The organism is Pontibacter korlensis, assembly GCF_000973725.1.
Lineage (GTDB): Bacteria > Bacteroidota > Bacteroidia > Cytophagales > Hymenobacteraceae > Pontibacter > Pontibacter korlensis.
On sequence record NZ_CP009621.1, the window covers coordinates 753,089 to 775,204 of the forward strand.

General features: G+C 45.6%; 12 protein-coding genes. 1 reads left to right on the top strand and 11 read right to left on the bottom strand.

Features of this window, described 5'->3' with window-relative positions; all coding sequences use genetic code 11:
* Positions 1-16: 16 nt before the first annotated feature.
* The 3 genes from PKOR_RS03060 to PKOR_RS03070 form a co-directional block, all read right to left on the bottom strand.
* Positions 17-2,314, bottom strand: coding sequence for an alpha/beta hydrolase-fold protein (locus tag PKOR_RS03060; RefSeq protein ID WP_235337194.1), 2,298 nt, complete (start codon positions 2,312-2,314; stop codon positions 17-19).
* A 291-nt stretch (positions 2,315-2,605) separates the two neighbouring features.
* A complete protein-coding gene (locus PKOR_RS03065; RefSeq protein ID WP_046309071.1) occupies positions 2,606-4,174 on the bottom strand; it encodes a SusD/RagB family nutrient-binding outer membrane lipoprotein in 1,569 nt (522 codons plus the stop codon).
* A 37-nt stretch (positions 4,175-4,211) separates the two neighbouring features.
* Positions 4,212-7,547, bottom strand: coding sequence for a SusC/RagA family TonB-linked outer membrane protein (locus PKOR_RS03070; RefSeq protein WP_046309072.1), 3,336 nt, complete (start codon positions 7,545-7,547; stop codon positions 4,212-4,214).
* Between the two features lie 509 nt (positions 7,548-8,056).
* Here PKOR_RS03070 and PKOR_RS03075 point away from each other — a divergent pair.
* Positions 8,057-9,121 carry a substrate-binding domain-containing protein gene (locus PKOR_RS03075; protein WP_046309073.1) on the top strand — a complete coding sequence of 355 codons (1,065 nt, stop codon included), beginning with the start codon at positions 8,057-8,059 and terminating at the stop codon, positions 9,119-9,121.
* Positions 9,122-9,346: 225 nt separating this feature from the next.
* Here PKOR_RS03075 and PKOR_RS03080 read toward each other — a convergent pair whose 3' ends face one another.
* The 8 genes from PKOR_RS03080 to PKOR_RS03115 form a co-directional block, all read right to left on the bottom strand.
* A complete protein-coding gene (locus PKOR_RS03080; protein ID WP_046309074.1) occupies positions 9,347-10,117 on the bottom strand; it encodes a 3-keto-disaccharide hydrolase in 771 nt (256 codons plus the stop codon).
* Between the two features lie 65 nt (positions 10,118-10,182).
* A complete protein-coding gene (locus tag PKOR_RS03085) occupies positions 10,183-10,851 on the bottom strand; it encodes a gluconate 2-dehydrogenase subunit 3 family protein (protein ID WP_046309075.1) in 669 nt (222 codons plus the stop codon).
* Positions 10,852-10,879: 28 nt separating this feature from the next.
* On the bottom strand, positions 10,880-12,619 hold the full coding sequence (locus tag PKOR_RS03090; protein ID WP_046309076.1) for a GMC oxidoreductase: 1,740 nt from the start codon (positions 12,617-12,619) through the stop codon (positions 10,880-10,882).
* Between the two features lie 203 nt (positions 12,620-12,822).
* Complete coding sequence (locus tag PKOR_RS03095; RefSeq protein WP_046309077.1) at positions 12,823-14,409, bottom strand: RagB/SusD family nutrient uptake outer membrane protein; 1,587 nt, start codon at positions 14,407-14,409, stop codon at positions 12,823-12,825.
* 21 nt (positions 14,410-14,430) lie between these two features.
* Positions 14,431-17,610 carry a SusC/RagA family TonB-linked outer membrane protein gene (locus PKOR_RS03100; RefSeq protein ID WP_200897417.1) on the bottom strand — a complete coding sequence of 1,060 codons (3,180 nt, stop codon included), beginning with the start codon at positions 17,608-17,610 and terminating at the stop codon, positions 14,431-14,433.
* 549 nt (positions 17,611-18,159) lie between these two features.
* Entirely contained in the window at positions 18,160-19,176 is a 1,017-nt protein-coding gene (locus PKOR_RS03105) for a glycoside hydrolase family 43 protein (protein ID WP_046309079.1), read from the bottom strand.
* A gap of 11 nt (positions 19,177-19,187) precedes the next feature.
* Positions 19,188-19,922, bottom strand: a complete 735-nt coding sequence (locus tag PKOR_RS03110; RefSeq protein WP_046309080.1) for a 3-keto-disaccharide hydrolase — start codon at positions 19,920-19,922, stop codon at positions 19,188-19,190.
* Between the two features lie 166 nt (positions 19,923-20,088).
* On the bottom strand, positions 20,089-22,098 hold the full coding sequence (locus PKOR_RS03115; RefSeq protein ID WP_046309081.1) for a membrane protein: 2,010 nt from the start codon (positions 22,096-22,098) through the stop codon (positions 20,089-20,091).
* Positions 22,099-22,116 lie beyond the last annotated feature (18 nt).

Here is a 22,116-nt window from a genome sequence, read left to right on the forward strand (position 1 = left end):
GGAATAAGCAACCCTGTTACTGCTTAACCTGCTGCCCTTTTTCTAGGCTCCAGTCGTTTCCGTAGAATCCAGCTGCTTTTACTCCTCCTAATCCTTTTTTCAGCATATCCAGTGTAAACACCATGTAATCTGGGAAACCGCTGCCTCCCGCAAAATACTGGTTTGCATCAGCTGCCTGCATACCTTTCAGTCCTGTTCCGGTAATTACCGCTACAGAGGCTACTTCGCTGTCAGGACGTGGCCACATGAAGTATGCTCCAAGATCATCTCCTTTGTATACTTTGTCACCAACTTTTAAACTTCCACGCTGTGCCTGTATAGGGCTTTTACCCAACAGTCCTTTCCAGGCCCTGTTGGAGGTGGCGTTCCCGTAAAGTATAACACCTCTGTCTGCGAAGGCAGCTGGCTTAAAATCTTTATCCGCAACTATGTCTACAGCACCATTTCCTCTGTAGTACCATACCTCGGCATCATAACGTGCCTTGTTATAAGACCACTCGTTTTCTTCTTTGCTTCCCGCTGTGCTGTACACAAACACCATCCGGTGGTTGAAGGGCTCTTTGAAAGTACCATTGCGACCTGCCCCCTTTTGGGTATCCAGTGCCGGCTTTTTACCGAGCTTCCAGCTGCTATCGCCCTTGTACAAGTATACTGTTTCTCCTTCTGCCTTTACCTCATAAGAAAGAGGAGCTTGATTATCAAGCGAGATAGAGATCTTGTCACCTTTCTGAAAATCATTCAAGGCTATACTTAGAATCCCGATGTTTTCTGTTTTACCAGCAATGGCCTTTGATTTTTTATTCCGATCAAGCTGTACCCTGCTATACTTTAGCGCCTCTTGCTGCTGCATCACCGATACCCAGTGATAGGTCGACGAGATGGCAGGGTTCGCAGTGCTAAAGTTGATTTTGTTTACAGCACTATCCTCCGGTATGGTGTGCCATCTAAAGTAGTCAAAAATTGGTTTCCAATCCACACTTTCATTACCAAACCAATGAGAGCCACCCGGATACTCATAATAACTGAAGTCTTTATGAAACGAGGCCAGCACCGCTCTCATCTGCCTGGCATAATCTACAGACACTACTTTGTCGCTATCACCGTGGTGAATGTAAACGCCGCCGGCTCCGTAATTCTGCGCTAGTTCAAGTACATTACTAGGGTTACTTGCCTGTAGCAACAGGCTCTCCATTGCTGTTTTACCAGCTTCCGGAATCTTCCCATCCGCTGAGCCATAGGCAGACAAGGTAGGGTAACCAGCGCACGGCGCTATGGCCGCCCACTTACCCGGGTATGTAGCTCCTAAGTACCAGGTACCATGCCCGCCCATGGAGTGGCCAGTCAGGTAAATGTGCTTCGGGTCAGGGTTGAATTTCTTTTTGGCAAGCTCAAACACCTCCAGGGCATCTAGTCGCCCCCAGTCCTCCCAGTTAAAGCCGCGCGGACGGCGGTTTGTAGGGGTTACCACCACTCCCCAATCTTTAGGTTGATAGGCTCTGGCCTGGCCGATGGCTTCCACACCGGCACCATGTACCGACAGGAACAAGGCGGGAGATGTATTGCTTTTCGTTTGGCTTTGTGGCGCCACCCCAAAATACTGAACGCTTCCGTCTATATCACTTACAAAGGTGCTACTATAATGCTCATGCGGCTCTACGGCCCCTATCTTTACCTCTTGGGCATCGAGCACTTTGCCTTTTTGCAGCAAACTGATGTGAGCTGTGTACTCCCCTTTTGCCTGCACACTACCTGGATCGATCCGGAAGCCAACTTTACGAATAGTCATTGCCGGAACGGTCGGCACAGCAGTTATAAGCTCTTTGCCCCGCAACTGACTCTTAAACTGAAGGTTTGTTAAAGGCTTATTTGATGTGTTTATCACGACTACAGCTCCCCAAAGCGGTTGCTGTTGAGTGCCTACTATAATGCTAGGCAAAGTAGGATCTTCTTTGTTGATCAGTACGGGTTTAGCTGGAACATCCAGTTTTGCTGAAATGCCAGCCCAGGCCGAAAACCTGGACCCTCTTATAATTAGTTCGTTTGTTCCTTTTTTTAGTTGTACAGGCAGTTGCAGCCATCCATCGCTATAGATGTCGCCCGTACGAGGCTGACCATTGAAGTACAGCATACTGTGCCCTGAGACATGTAGTAGGGCTGCTTGCTCCCGGTCTGATTGATAGGTAAGGTATAAATATCCATTAGCCAGTGCTCTGCCTTTGAATTCATTGGCACTATCTGCACTAATGGCACGCCAGGCGGCACTACGACCATCTTCGCCTGTAAAAACCACCTGCCCTTCCACAGGCCTTTTCAAGCTATTGTTGTAAAGTTGATACGCCAGTTGGTCTGTATAAAGAGCCTCCCTTCCGTACTGATGACAATCCTCCACCAACAGGCCCTTAGTAAACTGATAAGCATTTTGCCCCTTGGCATGCGCACAAAAGACTAAAAGTAGTAAGGCTAATAAGTACTTGCTGTTTCTCATTGTGTTCCGTTTAGCTATGCTGAATTGACACCCTTCCAGGTAAAAGAGGAGAAGAAGCCATGGTAAAATGAAAGAGGTTGCTAGGCGTCTTGTCTAACAACCTCTTTCCATAAGTTCACTTTATCTTACATCCCAGAAAATCTTTCCGGTACGTACATCTTTGCCCTGCACAGCTTGATAGTTTTCTTTGTTGTAAGCCATTTCGCTGCTAGGGTAAACCAGTCGTGTAGGTGGCGCTTCGTAACCAGCTAAAGTTGCCGGAACAAAAGTAAGTTGCGGATATCCGGTTCTTCTGTATTCTGACCAGCTCTGCACAGACTGCAGGAAACCGAAGTGCACCCACTTCTGAGTCCAGATCTTCGCTAACTTCTCCTCTTGAGAACCTGCGTAGGCTACAGCAGGGTTTTCAATGAAAGCATTTACTTCTTCACTAGTAGGAGGAGTTTCTTTCTGTCTTGAGCTAGAGCTTGTGTTGTGGAGGTTATAGTAAAAATCCACCGACTGCTTCAGAGCTGTTTCATAGGCTTGCTCCGGATCTCCTCCACCCCAACGCTCAAATGCTTCTGCCTTCAGGAAGTTAACTTCAGCGGCTGTTATAACTATGCCTGGCAGGTTGCCATTGAAAAGGAAAGTAGCTGAATCAAGAATAGCATACTCTTCTCTCCTCTGGGTTTGCTCCTCAGCACCGAAGCTCATTGGCATTGCTCTGAACTCTGCATTCTGCTGGAACGTACCTGACACGTTTCTTCCGTACTTGTCAAAAAGGACTTCTATACGAGGGTCGTTAGCTGGCTTTAGAACGTTCTCCAGCATATACTCAGGAGCAGAGTGGCTATTGATTTCCGTTAAAGCATTGTTTAGGTTATCAATGTAGTTCGTGAGTGGTGCAAGCAGAATGTTATACTGCGACTCGTCTACCAGTGGGTATTGCCCAGGATTACCCAGCATTTCGGTAACTTCTTCTCTAGCAGCCGCCTCATTTACAAAAGAGGTACGCATAAGCAGGCGCAGGCGCAAAGAGTTAGCATAGCGCTCCCACTTATCAATATTACCGCTTAGCAGGATATCCTGCTTTTGGAAGGATGCTGTTGACTGTGCGTTTGCAAAGAAGGCTGATGCTTCCTCCAGGCCAGTTAAAATGGCACTGTACACCTCTTCCGCACTATCAAACTTAGGTCGTGTTACGGCACCCGTTAAGTTCAGGCTACCTGCTTCACTAAAAGGGATGTCGCCCCACATGTCTACCATTTTAGACGCCTCATCCAGCATCACAACCTTGGCAGCCTGTACAAACACCTCAGCAGATGCTTTCTCATTCTCAGGCAGGGCAGCATACGCCGCCTCTATGGCTCTGTAGTGCGCCATGGCTCCACCTCCATCTCCTCCGGGTCTGTAAAAGTCATCCCAGCGGTTCTGGATGTATCCAGGGTTTTGCTGATACATGGTGCTAGAGTTCTGGAAAGACAGAGACTGTGTGTAAACACCTGGCTGCATGGCAATAAAGGTACGAACGTCCCAGTAGGAAGGGCGCACACGGTTATTGTCCAGCATTTCAGTAAAGAAACCTCCTATAGATGCCTGAGTAGTTTCCTCCGGGTTGTAAAAGTTATCCTCCAACTCATCTTTACATGCAGTTAAGCTTGTGAAGGCAGTTGTAATACTAACTATATAAATAAATATCCTTTTCATGATTCTGTTTATTAAGTGTTAAGTCGCCTACCAGTAATTAAAAGCTAGCATTGATTTGGATACCGTAGCTTCGGGTGGCAGCGCTAGACCCTTCGTCTATACCTTGTCTGTACCACTGTGTACCAATCGGCGCCTCAGGGTCAAGGTTTTCAAGAGTTCTCCAGAAGTAGAAGAGGTTTCTACCAACAAGAGATACACGAAGGTTCTGCAGCTTAAACTTCTGGGCGAAAGCCTTCGGAATGTTGTAGCCTAACACGAGTTCTCGCATCTTAACATAGCTGTTATCATACACAGAACCTTTAGCGTTCCAGGCATCAGCTCCCCAGTAGAAGGTATTAATGTAATAAGTAGCGGCATCTACAACTGTGGTGTTTGGAGCACCCTCAGGTGTTACGCCATCCAGTAAAACACCGTCGTGGTATACAGTGCCACCATTTGGTGCGGTAGCATCGTGGCTTGGCAGGAGCACCTTGTTATTATCTGCATCTATGTAGTATGGCAGACCTCCGTTTTCTGCATCGCGGTACTGCATCGTGTTTTCAAACATACCTGCACCGTAAGCATACTTCAGAGGCGTAGATACAATTTGTCCACCTAAGCGGTAATCCACCAGGAAATCAAGGGAGAAGTTTTTGTAGGATAAAGTATTAGAGATACCTCCAACTACTTTTGGAAGTATGTTACCGGCTTTCTCATAACGTGTTTTGTCGATAACGTACAAACCATTCGAGCCTATGATATGGTTACCATTCGCATCTGTTGCACGAGGGAATACAAAAATATCACCTATTGTCTCGCCAACTTTAGCAACTACACGCACAGCACTCTGCTCTGCATCATAGAACACAAGCTCCTCAAGCCCTTCATTCAGGCTATGTACTTTACTTCTGTTCAAGGCAAAGTTAAAGCGGGTAACCCAGTTGATAGCGCCAGATACAGGATTAGCATCCAAAGCAAGCTCCCAACCGTAGCTACGAATCTCTCCGATGTTCGAGATTCTTGAGCTGGCGCCAGTACTTGTAGGCAATGATAAAGGAAGAATCTGGTTCTCTACTCTGTTATTATAGTATGAAAGGTCTAAACCAATCTTGCCATCCAGAATTCTTGTTTCCAAACCGAACTCCGCCTCATACTTGTTCTCTGCTTTAAGGCTCTCGTTACCATAAAACGATTTAGCACTTAAAGATGGAACCGGACCATTTATCGTCTGTAGCGGGGTCTGGCTATAGGTAATATTTGCCTGGTAGTATGGCGGCGCATTACCTACCACACCATAAGAGGCCCTTATTTTACCATAGCTTAGGAATGTTGGTAGCGTAAATGCATCTGTAAATACAAAGCCTGCATTTACAGAAGGATAGAAGTAATTGTTATTTGCTGCAGGCAGTGTAGAAGTATACTCTTGTCTTCCTGTTCCTTCCACATACAAGAAGTCTTTGTAGTTAAGGCTCAAGGTACCTAGGTAGGCATACTTAGTAACTTCAGCACGAGAGGCAGATGTAGTTGGTAAGTTGAATGAGTTATTCAAGCTGAACCAGTTGGCTGTGGTTAATCCATCTCTGGTACCAGAAGACTGGTCGCGGTAATTCTCCCTTCTACCCTGGAAACCACCGTTCACGGTAAACTCTAAGCTTTCACTTAAGTTGTTAGTGTAAGAAAGCAAGGCATCTCCATAAAAAGTAGAATAGCGTCCTTTAGATGTTCCAAAATATCCTGTGCTGTTGTTTTGGTTAAACGCAATTGGATACTCGTTAAACTGTCTGCTTTCTATAGCTCTACTAGTAAAGTCATTTCCTACACGACCTCTAAAATTGAGTCCCTTACCGATATCATAGTTAAGCGTTGCACTTGTAATCAGGCGGTCCTCATATTCCTCTTCCCTGTTTCTCAGCTGATTCCATAAGAAGTTTAGCACCTCTGGTCTGATGTTGTAAGCAAGCGCCTCTTCTGGGTTACGATCACGCTGATTTGGTAACACGTACTTATATCCATCAGAAGTCTGGTATTTGTTTAACCAAACAGACATGTCTTCGGAGCGACCAAGAAAGCCATCATAAGAAGCTGTCAGACGGTTAATCTGCATCGGGCGATTTTTGATGTAGTTGTTTACATAGTTTGCAACAACGTCAGCTGTCACACGATCATTTATCTTGAGTGTGCTGTTCAGGTTAAAAGTATTACGGTTCATCTTGCCGCCTCTCTGCACACCTTCATAATCGTTACGGGTGTAAGACAGTCGGTAAGATATTTTATCAGTTTGGTTAGAGAGTGCAGCATTTATAATAGAGCTATACCCTGTCTGGTAAAAGTCTTTGTAGTTATCTGGCTGTGCAGAGTATGCTCTTGTAGTTCCATCCCACCAAGGGACCATTTGTCCTTCCATTTTAGGGCCGAATTGTGCCCAGGAACGGAAGTTAGGTCGTACGCTCTCTGCTACTCCGTCACCATCAGTATCTACTGGAATCCAGCCTTCTTCTGTAGCTCCAACTGAGAGGTTGGTGGCTCTGTCGTAGCCAGGCCCATAGGTGTTCTGGTATTTAGGAGTGAAGGCTACGTTCTCAAGGCTATAGGTGTAGTTTACATCAACTCCTAAACCTTCTCTCTGAGAACCCTTTTTAGTTGTGATTACGATTACTCCGCTAGCTGCATCAGAACCATAAAGCGCTGTAGCACTGGCTCCTTTCAACACTGTTAATGTCTCAATATCAGCAGGGTTAATATCTAAAATACCATTGCCTCTAATTCTCTGATCATCCCAGTAACCTCCATTATTAGCACCCGATGCACCTCTTTCATTATTGTTTCGGATAAGCACACCATCCACTACGTAAAGTGGCTGATTATTAAACGAAAGAGAGTTTATGCCACGAATCTGCACATTAACCCCACTTGTAGCACCACCTGGCGCAGTCGTGATTTTAACACCTGCTGCTTTACCATACAGTGCAGAAGCGAAGTTGGTGTTACCTGCCTGCGTAATTTCCTGTGCACTTACTGTACTGGTAGCATATCCCAATGCTCTTTGTTCTTTTGCTATACCTAAGGCGGTCACTACAACTTCGCCCAAGGCTTTTGCATCTTCGGCCAAAGTAACATTTACTGTTTCACGCCCTCCAATAGGTACCTCTTTTGTTGCGTAGCCGATAAAGGAAAAAACAAGTGTGCCATCGCTGGATGGAACCTGGAGTGAATAACTGCCATCGACACTAGTGGCAGTACCGGTTGAAGAGCCCTTCAGTAGCACAGTCACACCCGGTAGGGGCTGCTGGCTTCCATCGGTTACCCTTCCTTTAATTAACTGCTGTGCCCATGCCGTATGGCCACAGAGGGCAAGCATGACACCAAGTAAAATAGAACTGTACTTGTTCCTCATTGTTTTAGTAGAGTTAGGTGAAACGAAGTAAGATGTAAGCTATTATATATAAACTACTTGTAAGAAATACTCAAAGTAACACCCACACTCATTACACATGCTAAAAGCCAAGCAAGGCAATTGTCCGGTTGGGCAATAATCTTCCCCACAACAGTATCCTTTAGAACTCTAACCCCTCTATCAATGCAGCCTCTGGCATCACAGCAGATTAGTAATCAGATAGTAAGCGTGCAGCAACGGTCACTCACACGGCCTAACTTCGCAATAACCTGTACTTGTATTAATATGCTCTTGACAATAAGACGATCAATACAAGCTTTAATCAACTGTTAAGCAGTTATTAAGGATGTGTAAACTCTCCACCAAGATAGGAGCATTACAAAACAAAAACAAGTGAAATAAAGAAATGTGTGCGCACACACTTATGTTGCTTAAGCCACAAACTTCCTTTATATTAGTCTAACAAGCAGCAAGCAGACTTAAACCAAGGTTTTCTACCTTCTCTTTGAATGGATAAAAAGAAAATAAGAATAAAAGACATTGCACAGCTAGCCGGCGTCTCGGTAGGCACAGTAGATAGAGTGCTCCACAGGCGGGGAAAAGTATCAGATGAGGCACTACAAAAGGTCTTGGCTACTCTCCATGAAATAGACTATAAACCCAACCTGATTGCCCGAACACTAGGATCCAGAAAGGCCAATCGAATTGCAGTACTTACACCAGATCCGACACTAGACGAGTACTGGCATCAATCTTTTTTAGGAACGAACCTGGCGCTAGAAGAATGGGCACAGTATGATTTCGAGATTAAGACGTTCCCTTTTGACCTTTATGATAAAAGTTCCTTCAGGAGTGCGGCACAGGCCGCCTGTGATGCAGAACCAGACGGAGTCATCATTGCTCCTATCTTCTATCAGGAAGCCCTTCCTTTTTTCAAACATCTTGATACAAATGATATCCCGTACATCCTTATCAATACTAACATACCAGAGGCACAGCCTCTAAGCTTTATTGGTCAGAACCTGTATGAAAGCGGGAAAGTGGGAGCAGAACTTTTGCATTTGCGCCAAAAATGTACAGGTACGTTTGCGCTACTTCATATTAGCGAAGACAGCAATAACTCCCTTCACCTTCTGGAAAAGGAAAAAGGCTTTATTGACTACTTCCGTGAAGCAGACCTTGATGTTAGTATTAAGGTAATGAACCTTATCAACAAGGAGGAAGCTTCTGTGAAAAAGGAACTCTTAGATTTGATTTACACCCCACAGCTCAATGGGATTTTTGTGTCTACCTCAAAAGCTTGCTCTTATGTAGCTTCGTTACTTGTAGAGCACGGAAAGCAACATGTAAGGCTTGTTGGGTATGACTTGCTGGAGGAGAACATAAACTACATAAAATCTGGGGCTATAGACTTTCTTATCAATCAAAATCCCAAGCGTCAAACGTTTCTAGGCATAAGCCATTTAGCAAATTACCTGCTATTAAAGAAAGAGCCACCACAAAAAGACCTCTTCCCGCTAGAGATCATCACAAAGCACAACCTAAAGTCGTACTTAGAATCTGGAATCCGTTAAACGGTAATGATGCTTGTACTAAGCTTTTGCCATCACGATTAAGTTAAGAGGAAGGAATAAAGAAGTATAGAAAACAAAACCCGAAACAATATTGCTTCGGGCTTTCGTGTGATCTAAATCAAAATGAAGGTAATCTTTTCTTATGCGCGTTATGCATCTGAACAGAGAAACTGTTTCAGCTAACGCTCATGCTATTTTCTAATACATCTGGATTAACACAACAGGCTACAGCTCTCTTATCCAAATATTACGGAAGCTGATAGGCTCACTTGGGTCGCCATGTGACTGTAGCTTGATCGGGGCAGGGCCGTGCTTTTTATAAGACGGTTTACCAATGTACTGTGTAGGCCCCAACAGCTCCACGTTATTCTGCACAAGTACACCATTGAACAGAACCGTTACCCGCGCAGGAGTTTTTACTGTACCATCAGCCTCGAAAGTAGGAGCCTTCCAGAAAATATCGTAGCTCTGCCATTCACCCGGCTTTTTGGCAGGGTTTGCCAGCGGAACAAACTGCTTGTATATACTTCCCGCCATCCCGTTCACATAAGTTTTGTTGTTGTAGGAATCCAGCACCTGCAGCTCATACCCTGCATCGCCTTTTCCTGTAGAGGCCAGAAACACACCACTGTTACCTCTGGACTGTCCTTCAAGGTTAATGTTTGCAGGGATGCGCCATTCTATGTGTAACTGGTAATCTGTAAAAGCTTTCTTGGTTTCGATGTTTCCGGTTTTCTTGTTTACCGTCAGCACGCCGTCAGCCACCGTCCACTGTGCTGGTTTTGTCCTGTCATCGGCCATCACCCATTGGTCAAGGTTTTTTCCGTCAAACAGAACGATAGCATCTGCCGGTGCCTCTATGCGCACCTCCCCTGGCTTTACAAGCTTAGGTACTGGCTCCCAAACCTCTGTATCTTCTGGCTTAGCTTTCTGCTGTGCCTGCACCGCAAAGAAACTACCGGCTAACAGGGTGGTAAGTAAGGCTTTCTTTATCATGTTAGTGTTTATCAGCTTTATGTTTTGTGATGGAGAGTATACTAGGGCTATGTCAATTCAATCTCTTATGCACTGACATTATACCGTATGCATTCTTTCAGCTCTTTTTCTGTGTAAGCCAGGTTATGTTGCTTCAGTACTTCCTCAGGAACTCCGTTCCACTGGTTCGGACGATTTCCTTGGTAGCCCAGGTCCTTAACGCCCATTTCGGAAGTGAAGAAGCCAGTTGCTGTAAGGTTGCGCATCAGGTTAAAGAAGGCAACACCCTTCTTCATTTCAGGCTTTGCCTTTTCAGGATAAGCAATGGCATCCACCATTTCTAGCTGCTGCTTTTCGCTGGCCTCTCTGAACGGCTTGTTGTACCGGTTCATGCACTGTATATCCAACCACTTTAATCCGCTGCGCATAGGAGTTTGATGCTCTGGCTTGTCCTTCACAATAAACTCGATAAAGTCAGGCACACCGGCATCGGATGCATTGCCACTCACTTCATCTTCCGGGATTATGATGTTTGCCAAAAGTGTTACAGTAGCCATCTCCTCCTTGGAAAAAAAGGTTTTGGATTTAACCTCCTCCAGGCGCGCGATCTCCTCAGGCATCATCCCTTTAGGGGATTCTGGCGACTCTATAACTTCAACAAGCTGTTCATCTGTTTTGCTATTGCAAGAGTCTAAGAGCAGTACTGAGGAAACTGTACCTAACACAATAGCTTTAAAGGATTCTCTTCTGTCCATTTTGTATGACTTTAACTAAAGAGTGAGACTAGAGATTTTGCTTCTTCATTTCATCAACTATGTACTCAGACGCTCGCATAGACAGCGCCATGATAGTCCAGGTGATGTTCTTGTCGCCTTGCGATACGAACTGGCCACCGTCCACGCAGAATACATTTTTGCAATCGTGCGCCTGGCTCCACTTGTTCAGAGCTGATTTCTTAGGGTCATTCCCCATTCGTACGGTACCAGCTTCATGGATAATTTTACCAGGAGCTAACAGCCCCCAGTTATTGTGCGGCCCCGCATCACCACCCGAGGTAATAATGGCTCCCATTTCATGCATGATCTCTTTGAAAGTCTCATTCATGTGCTTGGCCTGGTTTATCTCATAATCCGAGTATTTTACATTGAACCGCAGCACAGGTATACCATACTTATCAACCACATTAGGGTCTATCTCGCAGTAGTTGCTTTCAAAAGCGATGGCTTCTCCGCGCCCAGCCATACCTATACTGGCACCATACATAAATCGGTAGTCTTCTTTCAGAGACTTACCATAGCCACCTGCCTCCTGAGTCTTACCATGCATTTGCAGTTTGCCGTTCACGTTTTCTATACCCCAACCAAAGCCATAAGCCGGTTGTTGCATACCTCCCCAGTACTCTATATGATAACCTCTTGGGAAGTCAAGTTTCTTGTTGTCCAGCCACCAAGGAGTGTACACGTGCATTCCTCCAACGCCATCTTCATTGTAGCGCTTGCGGCCCATAAGTTGTGGCAGTACACCACTAACAGAAGCACCAGTTGAGTCGTGCAGGTATTTACCAACTACATCACTTGAGTTTGCCAAACCATTCGGGTGGCGCTGAGACACTGAGTTAAGTAAAAGACGGGCACTTTCGCAGGCACTTGCTGCCAGTATAACTACACGTCCATCAATCTGATAGTCTAGCATGTCCAATGTATCCACATAAGATACACCTGTTGCCAACCCCTCAGAGTTTGTTATCACTTCACGCGCCATTGCGTGTGGAATTACATCCAGGTTGCCGGTAGCAATGGCTGGTTTTATAAGGCAGGATGATGAGGAGAAGTCTGCATAGGCTTTACAGCTACGCCCGCACTGAGCGCAGTAAAAACACTGCCCTCTCTCATCGTTGATTTTTTGTGTAAGTACAGAAAGCCGTGAGGGTATAACAGGAACACCAATACCCGTAGCCGCTTTCTTGATCATGAGTTCATGCAGACGGGGCAATGGCGGCGGCAGGAAAATTCCATCCGGTTCATCTTCCAAGCCTTCGTTGGTACCAAAGATACCTATCAGCCTGTCTACCTTATCATAGAATGGTTTTACGTCTTCATAGCCGATAGGCCAATCTTCGCCCAATCCATCTATACTTTTATGCTTAAAGTCTTTGGGCCCAAAACGGAGCGATATTCTACCCCAATGGTTTGTTCTTCCTCCCAACATGCGGGCTCTGAACCAATCCCACTCCGTTCCTTCGGCCTTTGTGTAAGGTTCGCCATCTATGTCCCATCCCCAATAGCAACCATCAAAGTCGCCGAATGGCCTGAATTTGGTACCAGCTCCTCTTCTTGGAGAGTCCCATGGGTTCTTTAATTGTGCTGAGTCAGTAGCAGGGTCATACATGGGACCTGCCTCAAGCATGCATACTTTTAAGCCGGCATTAGCTAAAACATAAGCCGCCATGCCACCTCCGGCTCCAGAGCCGACTATTACAGCATCATATTTTTTTGCTTGTTTTTTAACTTGGAAATCATCCATAGGAAGAAGGTTTGTACTAAGGGTGAAGAAGCATAAAGAGGCAGTTCTTACCTTCAGGGGCTCTGCTAAGATTTTATAACCTTAGAGGATGTTCTGTATCTCCGAACACCCCCTAAGGTTAATAGAGTTAAAAGGTGGCTTTTAAAGCCTGTTCAATTCTGGATTACATTTGTCTCAGTCATAATTTGACTGATTTGGAAGAATTAATAGCCTGGGTTCTGTGCTCCTAAGCTTGGGTTTCTCTGTCTTTCAGCCTCAGGGATTGGGAACAGCAGGTGCTTCTCCTCAAACACTTTGCCCCAGTTATTAGCGTGGCCAACCAGGTCTACAAAGTCTATTTCTCCTCGGTTGTTAGCTGATGTCTCAGGATACTTTCTGGTTCTGATCATATCAAACCACAGTCTGAACTCAAACACCAGTTCTCTGTATCGCTCCTCCCATACTTCCTCTACAAACTCATCTGGAGACATAGCGGCTAGTTCATTTCTGATCTGCTCTGGGTCCTGCTTCCAATAGGCTCTGCTTTTAACCTGTGCCAAGTAGTTTACCGCATCGGCAGTAACACCCTGAGATCTTGCTTTTGCCTCAGCCGCAATCAACAGAACATCTGAATAGCTATACATAACCACATCTTTTCCAGAGCTGGCAGTTTCAAACATCGCCTCGTCATCGTGCCAAAAGTATGGAGAAGGCTCAAACGTTTCTACTTCTCCGTTCTCTAAGGTCAGGGTAGTATGGTAATACTGCTTCTCCTGAACTCTCAGGTCATTCTCAGGATCGTAGCCCCACAAAAACTGATTAACAGGCTGGTAAGCACCATTTGTCAAAGCGTAGGCTACATGCTGCGCCATTGAAACAGGGTATGACCACTGCGGATAAGAGTTATCAGCTATACCTACTGCGTACTCATGGAAGAAAACATACTCATTAGCTGATGCATCTCCCTGGCGAAGCTTATTGTAGGCACTGTTTTGTGGCACCACGTTTCCGCTAGCATCTCTGCCGTGCGTTGTAAGGCTATAGGCACCACTGTTTATAACTAGTTCCGCCATAGCTGCAGCATCAGCATATCTGTCTTCCTGCAGAGGATATCCGCTCATGGTCAGGTATACATCAGCCAGTAAAGTGGCTGCAGCACCTCTTGTTACACGGTTTCCATTGTTTGCCATAGAGACCTCAGCAAGACCTCCTTCGTTAACTGCAAACTTCAGATCCTCTTCGATCAAGTTGTAAACCTCTTTAACTGAGTTTTTTTCGACATAGAGGTTGTCAAGCGACTCGTAAGGTTCTGTTACAACAGGCACTTCGCCGAACATGCGTACCAAATAGAAGTAAGCATAACCTCTGAAGAACCTGGCCTCGGCAGAAAGACGGTTCTTTTCTGCATCAGTTAAGCCCGGCGTTGTCGGGATGTTCTTGATAGCATTGTTTGCTCTGGAGATGCCTCTGTAAAGGTCATCCCAAATACCTCCCAGATAACCATTCAGGTTGTTGCCGTTTAGAGTTAACTGCTGAGCGTGCTGTACGTGCACCTCCTGCCCTTTATACTCGTTGTCGAAGAAGCCTGACATGTAGTTGCCTATGATGGCTTCCGCACCACCGTATACACCTCCATCGAATAGCTGAGGCACCCCGTTTCTATACAAAGAGTTTACAGCGTTATAGGCGTGAGCTGGCAATGTAAAATTCTGGTTGGCACTCAATTCGTCCCTAGGTACCTCCTCCAGGAAGTCTTCGCAGGAAAAGCAAGTGAGTCCTGCTAACAATATGAATATTCTAAACCTTTTCATTTCTCTATCTCTTTAAATCATTTAGAATTTTACATTCAATCCTAATGTGTAAGTTCTTGGTCTAGGATACTGGAAGAAGAAGATATTCTGCCCCCACTGGTCTCCACCCCAAGAGGTAGCTTCCGGATCATATCCCTGGAAATCATCTGAATGAATAACAAAGGCATTCTGAACACTAGCATACACACGCAGCGCCTTTAGATTCAGCGATGGCAGGAATGTGTTGTCAAAGTTGTACCCAAGTGAAATCAGGTTACCTCTGATATAAGAACCATCTGCTACCCAACGGCTGTCGATCTCACTGTTCTGTCCAGCATAAGCCTGGTTTCTGATTTCCTGAACCATAGTGTTTTGGTTTTCAGGCGTCCAACCTTCTGTCAGGATAGTGCGCAGACCGTTCGCGATACCAGACCTGTCTTCAGTAGAGTGGTAGAACTGCTGTAAGATGTCAACCCCGGACACAAACTGCAGGTCAACTGCCAAGTCAAAGCTCTTATAGCGGAAGTTGTTAATAAAGCTACCTGACCAGTCAGGAAGGCCTTTACCCAGGATGGACTTCTCAGTTGCACGCTTTGCTTCGCCTGGTACTGCACCAACTCTTGCTGCTTCTTCGGCTTCATCAGTTCCCCAAACACCAAGGCGCTCATAACCCCAGAAGGAGGCAACTGACTCACCTACACGCAGAATTGTCTGGCTACCGGATACCCACCATGGTCCTGGCTCGATGTCCTCGTCATTCTCTCCTAGCTTCTCAATTCTGTTCTTGTTGTAGTTGAAGTTAAGGGTAGAGGTCCAGCTGAAGTTATTGTTCTCAATATTGGTTGTAGTAATGAGTGCCTCTATACCTCTGTTAGACACCGAACCGATATTGTCTCTCACAGACGCAAAGCCTGTTGTATGCGGAATAGGTCTGTCTAGCAACAGGTCAGTTGTCAGCTTGTAGTAGTAGTCAAACTCTACTCCTACTCTGTGGTTGAACAGACGCGTGTTGAAACCTATGTCGAACTGCTTTGTTCTTTCCCATTTCAGGTTAGGGTTTGGCATTCTGTTCTGGAAACTCGCTGTTTGCCTGTTTCCGCCAATCAGTACTGTACCAGAAGACACTGTAGCTAAAGACTGATAGGTAGGAATTTCTGTGTTACCTGTCACACCATAGCTTGTTCTTAGTTTGAACTCATTAAGAGCGCCAACATTCTGCAGGAAAGGTTCATTAGAAATTACCCAACCTAAGCCAACAGATGGGAAGAAGCCGTACTTATTATTCTCTCCAAAACGGGATGAACCATCAACCCTACCTGTTAAAGTAAGCAGGTATTTGTCTTTGTAAGTATAGCCTCCGCGTACGAAGTAAGAGTTCATAGACCATTTATCGTAGTCAGACTGAGGTGCTCCTGGCTGGCTGGCAGATTGAATTTGGTTATACTTAAAGAAGTCGTCAGCAAATCCTCTGGCTTCTACAGAAGTAGATTGATAAGTACGTTCCTGCCAGCTTAAACCTAGCACAGAGTTTATTCTATGATCCCCTATCTCTTTATTGTAAGACAAGAAAGTTTCTTCCTGCCAATAGTTAACCTTCTGGTCTGCCAAGTATGCTCTGCCCAGCGGAGAAGAAATGTTCAGCAGGTCAGTTGGGTAATATTCCCTGAAGTTACGGTCATGTCTGTCAAAACCGAATTGCGTTCTAAGGTCAAGTCCAGGCAGCAGGTGGAACGTCAGGTAAGTATTACCAAAGAGCTGTGTTCTGTCTCTCAGGCGCTCCTGCGTTTCCAGTACATGCACTGGGTTAGCCATACCTTCTAGGTTGTAGGCATCACTTATCAAGCTGCTATTGCTCCAGGTACCATCCGGGAATTTTACCGGGAAGATCGGAGGCATCTCAATCATAGTTCGTCGCGGCATTTGATGTCCGCCACCTTCTTCAGCTTCGTTTTCCTTTGTATGGTTAACCAACAGGTTTACACCAAAAGAGAACCACTTTTTAGGATTTGCATCATAGGCAATTTTGCCGTTTACTCTTTCTAACCAGCTGTTCAGCATGATACCTTCCATTTTAGAATAATTCAGGAAAGTACCGAAAGAGGATTTATCAGCTCTTGTTTGGAAAGAAAGCTGGTGGTTATGCGATACAGCGGTGCGGGTTGCTTCGTCCTGCCAATCAGTGTCGTATAACGGGTTACCGCTAGCATCAAAAAGTCGTGGATCGTTTTTAGTGAACACAGGATTAGCGTCCGGTCTATACTTCGGCGTGTTTGCCATACCTGTTTCCACCACCTGTAACCACTCTTCAGCATTCAGCAGGTCCATTTTCTTTCGAATCTGCCCAACGCTTACAAAGCCATCGTAGCCTACCACTACACCATCTGTCAGAGCTCCTCTGCGTGTTGTAACCAGGATAACCCCGTTAGCGCCGCGTGCTCCATAGATAGCAGTGGAGGAAGCATCCTTTAGCACTTCCATGCTTTCGATGTCATTAGGGTTCAGGAACTGTATGTCTTCCATCACCACACCATCAACAACATATAGCGGGCTGGAAGAAGCATTCAAGGTTCCGACACCTCTGATAACTACGCGTGGGCTGCTGGTAGGGGAACCAGAGTTCAGTTTTACGTTTACACCCGCTACTCTACCCTGTAAGCCTTGAAGCGCGTTATTAACCGGGGCTTTTAAGAGTTCCTCAGAACTAACCACCCCCACAGAGCCAGTTACATCTGATTTTCTTTGTGTACCATATCCTACCACTACAACCTCATCAAGTGCTTTGGTATCGGCAGCCATGGTTACGTTAATTTCGCTCTGCCCATTAATAGCAACTTCTTTCGTGGTAAAACCTATGTAAGAAAATACCAGGGTACCATTTCGATGCTCATCAGGTACATTCAAGTTAAAGTTACCGTCTGCGTTAGTGGAGGCACCGATACTTGTTCCTTTTACAATAACGGTTACACCTGGTAAAGGCGTACCGTTCTCGTCTCTTACAGTACCTCTTACCGCAATGTCGAACTTTGAAACAAAGTCTGCGCCTGCCCCTTTTTCTGAGACGAGGGCCGAAGGGAATACATTCAACTGAGTCTTCTCAGCTGCATAGCCTTGTGTGACGGAGATACCTGCACACATTGTAACGGAGAGGATGCCAGCGCAGAGCCTTTGCCCCTTTCCTCTTACATAGCTACCATTAAACAAACCTGTAAAGTGGTGTTTCATAGGAATCAATTTTCTTTAAAAGACAAAAACTTACGTTTACTAAATCGTTTTAGCAACACTATGAAGTCATATATTCGCTTTCACCTCAATGCTAAATTCAAAATTGCTGTGGTGTCGGCTTATAGTTACTCAAATGCTCATCCCTGATACTAAATTCCAAGGGAACACAGAAGTGATTAATCAGATAAAAAAATTAAATATACCTATCAAACACCTTGCTGAAAGGTTTTAGCCTATCATTTTATGATGTTTCTAAGCTTTGTTTGGTTTAAATTACCAAATTTAATTTTGAATTCAAATATAAGGAGGACTTTTTTATAAAAAAAGTAAGTAGTCAATCATGTATTAAATCTTCTATATACGAAAAGCCAGAACTTAGGTTTAATAGTCTAGGAAGATTTATCAGGAAAAGTGTTAGCAGGCTGTGTTATAGACGTAAACAGGAAACAAAACCTAGCATGAAGCTGGTATCAGCCATATTGACTGCTACAATATTGATTGTAGCTCTCCTTTTACAACTATAGTTTAGGAATGACCAATAGGAAAAGCTTATTTAACTCTAAGTTTAGGAACTCCCTCCTTTGTTATCTTAACAGGCTTGATCCGACCTTCTGAGTCAAACTCCATTTTATCAATGCAGGTGACTCTATGGTTCGCATCCGTTTCTTCCAATGGTCTTCTGTGGTACACGATAAACCACTGATCTTTTTCAGTGTTATGAATAACAGAGTGATGCCCGGCCCCTGTTGCGACCTCAGGGTCTTGCTTCAGTATGGTGTCTACTCGTTTGAACGGCCCAAGAGGTGAGTCACTGATAGCATAAGCTACACGATAATGCGGGCCTCCCCACCCGCCTTCAGACCACATGAAATAATACTTGCCGTCTTTACGGAACATGAATGGCCCTTCGACATATCCTTCTGGAGTGATTTCCTTAAAAGTAGTCCCATCCTCAAAAGGTATGAAACCTGTAAAACCGCTGTTTAGCTTTGCAATGTTACAGTGCTTCCACCCTCCATAAATTAGATAATATTGGCCGTCTTTATCTTTGAAAACAAATTGATCAATGGGTTGCGCACCATTATGAAACTGCCCAATAAGTGGCTTCCCAATGTGGTCTTTGAAAGGTCCGGCAGGATTATCGGCCACAGCCACTCCTATACCACCCAACTCGTTATTACTCTGTATGTCGTTGGCTCCGAAGAACAAGTAGTACTTCTTGTCCTTCTCAATTATAGATGGGGCCCACATGGCTTTATGCGCCCACTTTACACTAGCAGTATCTACAATTCTGCTATGCTTGATCCAGTTCACCAGGTCCGGTGAAGAGAATGCATCCATAAAAACCTGCTCCTCATATGGCGCAGAGTAAGTAGGATACACCCAATATTTATCTCCAAAAATAATTCCCTCCGGGTCGGCGTACCACCCCGGGAAGATCGGATTACCTGAAGTCTTGCGGCTAGCTTCTTTTACAGAAGCCGCTGCACTTCGTTCTTTCTTATTCTGCGCATAAACCTGCAGATAAGTGCTAAACAATAGGCAAAGGACAAACAGTAATCTCATATTTTCTAAAGTTATAGTGGCCGTATCTTTATGTTCTTGAACCACACCTTGTCGCCATGATCCTGCAGGGCAATGTGCCCGCTCTTATAGCGCCCGTAGTCTGGCATGCTGATGAATTTGCTCTCCTGCACCATGCGCTCCCACTCAGGCGACCAAAGCGTGTAGGCTACTACCTTTTTACCATTCAGGTACTGCTCCACGTTCCCATCCTTCACCACCAAACGCACCGTGTTATACTCTCCTGCAGGTTTTACAGCAGGCTCTGATAGTGGGTGCAGGTCATAATTTGATCCGGCTTTGCGATTCCCATTTTTGCCTTGCTTGGCATCCGGGTGCCTTTCATCGTCGATAATCTGCATCTCCGGCCCTGTCTGAAAAGTGTAGTTAAACTTAGGATCTTCCGATACATTGAAGAAGATACCACTGTTGCCACCTTCTGATATCTTCCAGTCCAGCATCAGCTCGAAGTTCTGGTACTCATTTTTCGTCACAATGTCTCCGCCGCCCTTACCAACAAGTGCGATCGCTCCATCTTCTATTTGCCACGCAGCCGGCACATCGTCCTTTTTGAACCCACGCCAGTGCTCCATACTTTCCCCATCAAACAGCAGTACCCAGCCCTCTGACTTCTCATTTCTTGTTAGAGAATTATCAACTTTAGCAGCTTTGCCACCTGTTGCAGTAGCACATGCATAGGTACAAAACGCTACCGCAGCAACTAGTAGCAATGTGTATGTTTTTCTCATAGATATCATGACTTAGAAGAAGGTTAAAGACAAACGGTTGTAAAGGTTGAAGAAACAAATGGCAGGTCATATAAATCGATCCTTCCACAAAAAGTATAGCGTATGCAGCTCTTCCATTGGAGAGCTGCATACGCTATTGATGTTAGCTAAATCGCATTACAGGCAATTATTTAGAAGAGGCACTGCCATTAGGCGCCAGCGAGTTGATCCATCTGGCAATTTTCAGGGCATCTTCTTTAGAAACCTGTGGCATAGGTGGCATTTCCGTCGCATAATCAGGCCAGTTCTTTGGCTCTGGTTTATGGATTAGCTCCACAATTCTTTCCGGAGTATAGCCGCGCTTGGCGATATCTACATAAGCCGGTCCTACCTGCCGCTTTTCAGTATTGTGGCAGGCCAGACAGGTATGTTTTGCAAGCAGTCCTTTAACCTCATCAAAGGTTGGGGCAGCAGCCTTGGCTGTAGCTTTAGCAGGTGCTTTTTTAGCAGCAGCGGTTGTTTTAGAAGGTGCCGCTTTCTTGGTCGTTTTACCCGCAGTAGCTTTTGCTCTGGTTGCAGCAGACCCTTTAGTGCTTAGTTCGCTAAGTGCCAGCTTCTGCCCATCTGGTATACTATTTAAAGTATAGTAAGCAGTTGGATGAACCAGCGAATGGTAGTTCTCACGCTCTCTTACACCGGTTAGGGTGATATTGTGGATATAATAGCGGCGCAGATTATCTACCACAAGGCGAGCTTTCATGCCATCTTCTGACACTTTTACTCCTTTTATCACATTCTCCTCTGTGTTTACAGGAGGGCTACCATATACTGGATGGTATTTATAGATGAAGCTTGACACGGAGTAAGAAGAAACATCTTCCGCTGACTTCTTATCTACAGGCTTGGTGAATTCTATCTCAAAGCCATCAGGCATGGCACGTACCGCTCTCATCTCGAAAGGTACCTTATTGTTCCAAACCAGGCGCTGCAGGCCTTGGTTTGCATCACCTGCCGAACCCCAGCCGCGGTTTGTCTCCCCTACAAACAGGGATCCGTCTTTAGCCCAGGCTAAGCGAAGCACGCCCGACTGAAATCCTGTTTTGAAAAGGAAAGAGGCTCCTTGGTACTCACCATTTACTTTCTCCAGAAACACCCTCGAGATAAGGCTCATACCCTGGTCTCCAACCAGTATCTGGCCGCCAAAGGGACCAAAATTATCTTCCGGTATTTTGATTGGCTCAGAGTTCGAAACACCCAGGATGCCGTGTGGAAGCCAAACTGCAGGTGTACGTAAGCCTGGCAATTCGTCTTTTACTTCAAATACAGTTTTGAACTCCTCATCTACCACGTTTTCTGGTTTGATGTAGCGCCCGTTCTCATCCTTAACCCGGCGCTGGTCAACGTGCGCATAGAGTTGCTCCGCCTTGAGCTTTACAGGTGAGTTTGGCATATCTGCCCAGCGAAGGCCGGCAGGATGGCCTGTAAATGCACCTTTCGGCACATGCCACAGACCACCTGAACCTATCCAATCACCTTGATTGTCTGTATAAAACAGTTCTCCGTCTATAATGCCTAGTCCAGCTGGTGAACGCATACCTGTAGCCCATGGCTCCAGCTTGCCGTCTTCGCTGATCTTGATTGTCCAGCCGCGCCAAGGTACACGGCTTTCACCACGCCACCATTCCTCATCACCGAAGGCTACGTTACCTGTTACAAAGAAATCGCCTTCTGCTGTTAGCTTAGGACCAAAGCTATATTCATGGTAGTGTCCTGAAAGAGGCCATGCAAACACAGTCTGGAACTTGTCAGCCTTACCATCCTGGTCGGTATCAACTAGCTTAGTTAGTTCTCCACGTTGCGCTGCGTAAAGCGCTCCGTCCTTATAGGCCAGGCCAAGAATCTCGTGGAGCCCGGAAGCAAACTTGCGGAAGTAAGGCCGCTGGCTTGTGGGGTTCTCTACAATGTATACATCCCCACGGCGAGTTGAGATACCCAAGTCGCCTGAAGGAAGTACTGTCAAGCCTCCCACCTCTAACAAGGCACCCTCCGGTGAGCTTACTCCCATTATCCTGAAGTAATCTTCTTCCCGGGGCGACTCCTGTGCCAGAACCGAAGTACTTATCCCCGTAAAAGTTGCAGCGGCCAGCAGGAAATTTAGCGCAGCATGCTTATATGATTTTCTATTTGTATGTTTCATGAGAAGAATAATCTGATG

Coding starts and splice junctions, on each gene's coding strand:
- PKOR_RS03095 (WP_046309077.1), bottom strand. CDS start 14,409: ATGAAAAGGTTTAGAATATTCATATTGTTAGCAGGACTCACTTGCTTT.
- PKOR_RS03090 (WP_046309076.1), bottom strand. CDS start 12,619: ATGGATGATTTCCAAGTTAAAAAACAAGCAAAAAAATATGATGCTGTA.
- PKOR_RS03070 (WP_046309072.1), bottom strand. CDS start 7,547: ATGAGGAACAAGTACAGTTCTATTTTACTTGGTGTCATGCTTGCCCTC.
- PKOR_RS03110 (WP_046309080.1), bottom strand. CDS start 19,922: ATGAGAAAAACATACACATTGCTACTAGTTGCTGCGGTAGCGTTTTGT.
- PKOR_RS03115 (WP_046309081.1), bottom strand. CDS start 22,098: ATGAAACATACAAATAGAAAATCATATAAGCATGCTGCGCTAAATTTC.
- PKOR_RS03065 (WP_046309071.1), bottom strand. CDS start 4,174: ATGAAAAGGATATTTATTTATATAGTTAGTATTACAACTGCCTTCACA.
- PKOR_RS03100 (WP_200897417.1), bottom strand. CDS start 17,610: ATGAAACACCACTTTACAGGTTTGTTTAATGGTAGCTATGTAAGAGGA.
- PKOR_RS03085 (WP_046309075.1), bottom strand. CDS start 10,851: ATGGACAGAAGAGAATCCTTTAAAGCTATTGTGTTAGGTACAGTTTCC.
- PKOR_RS03105 (WP_046309079.1), bottom strand. CDS start 19,176: ATGAGATTACTGTTTGTCCTTTGCCTATTGTTTAGCACTTATCTGCAG.
- PKOR_RS03080 (WP_046309074.1), bottom strand. CDS start 10,117: ATGATAAAGAAAGCCTTACTTACCACCCTGTTAGCCGGTAGTTTCTTT.
- PKOR_RS03075 (WP_046309073.1), top strand. CDS start 8,057: ATGGATAAAAAGAAAATAAGAATAAAAGACATTGCACAGCTAGCCGGC.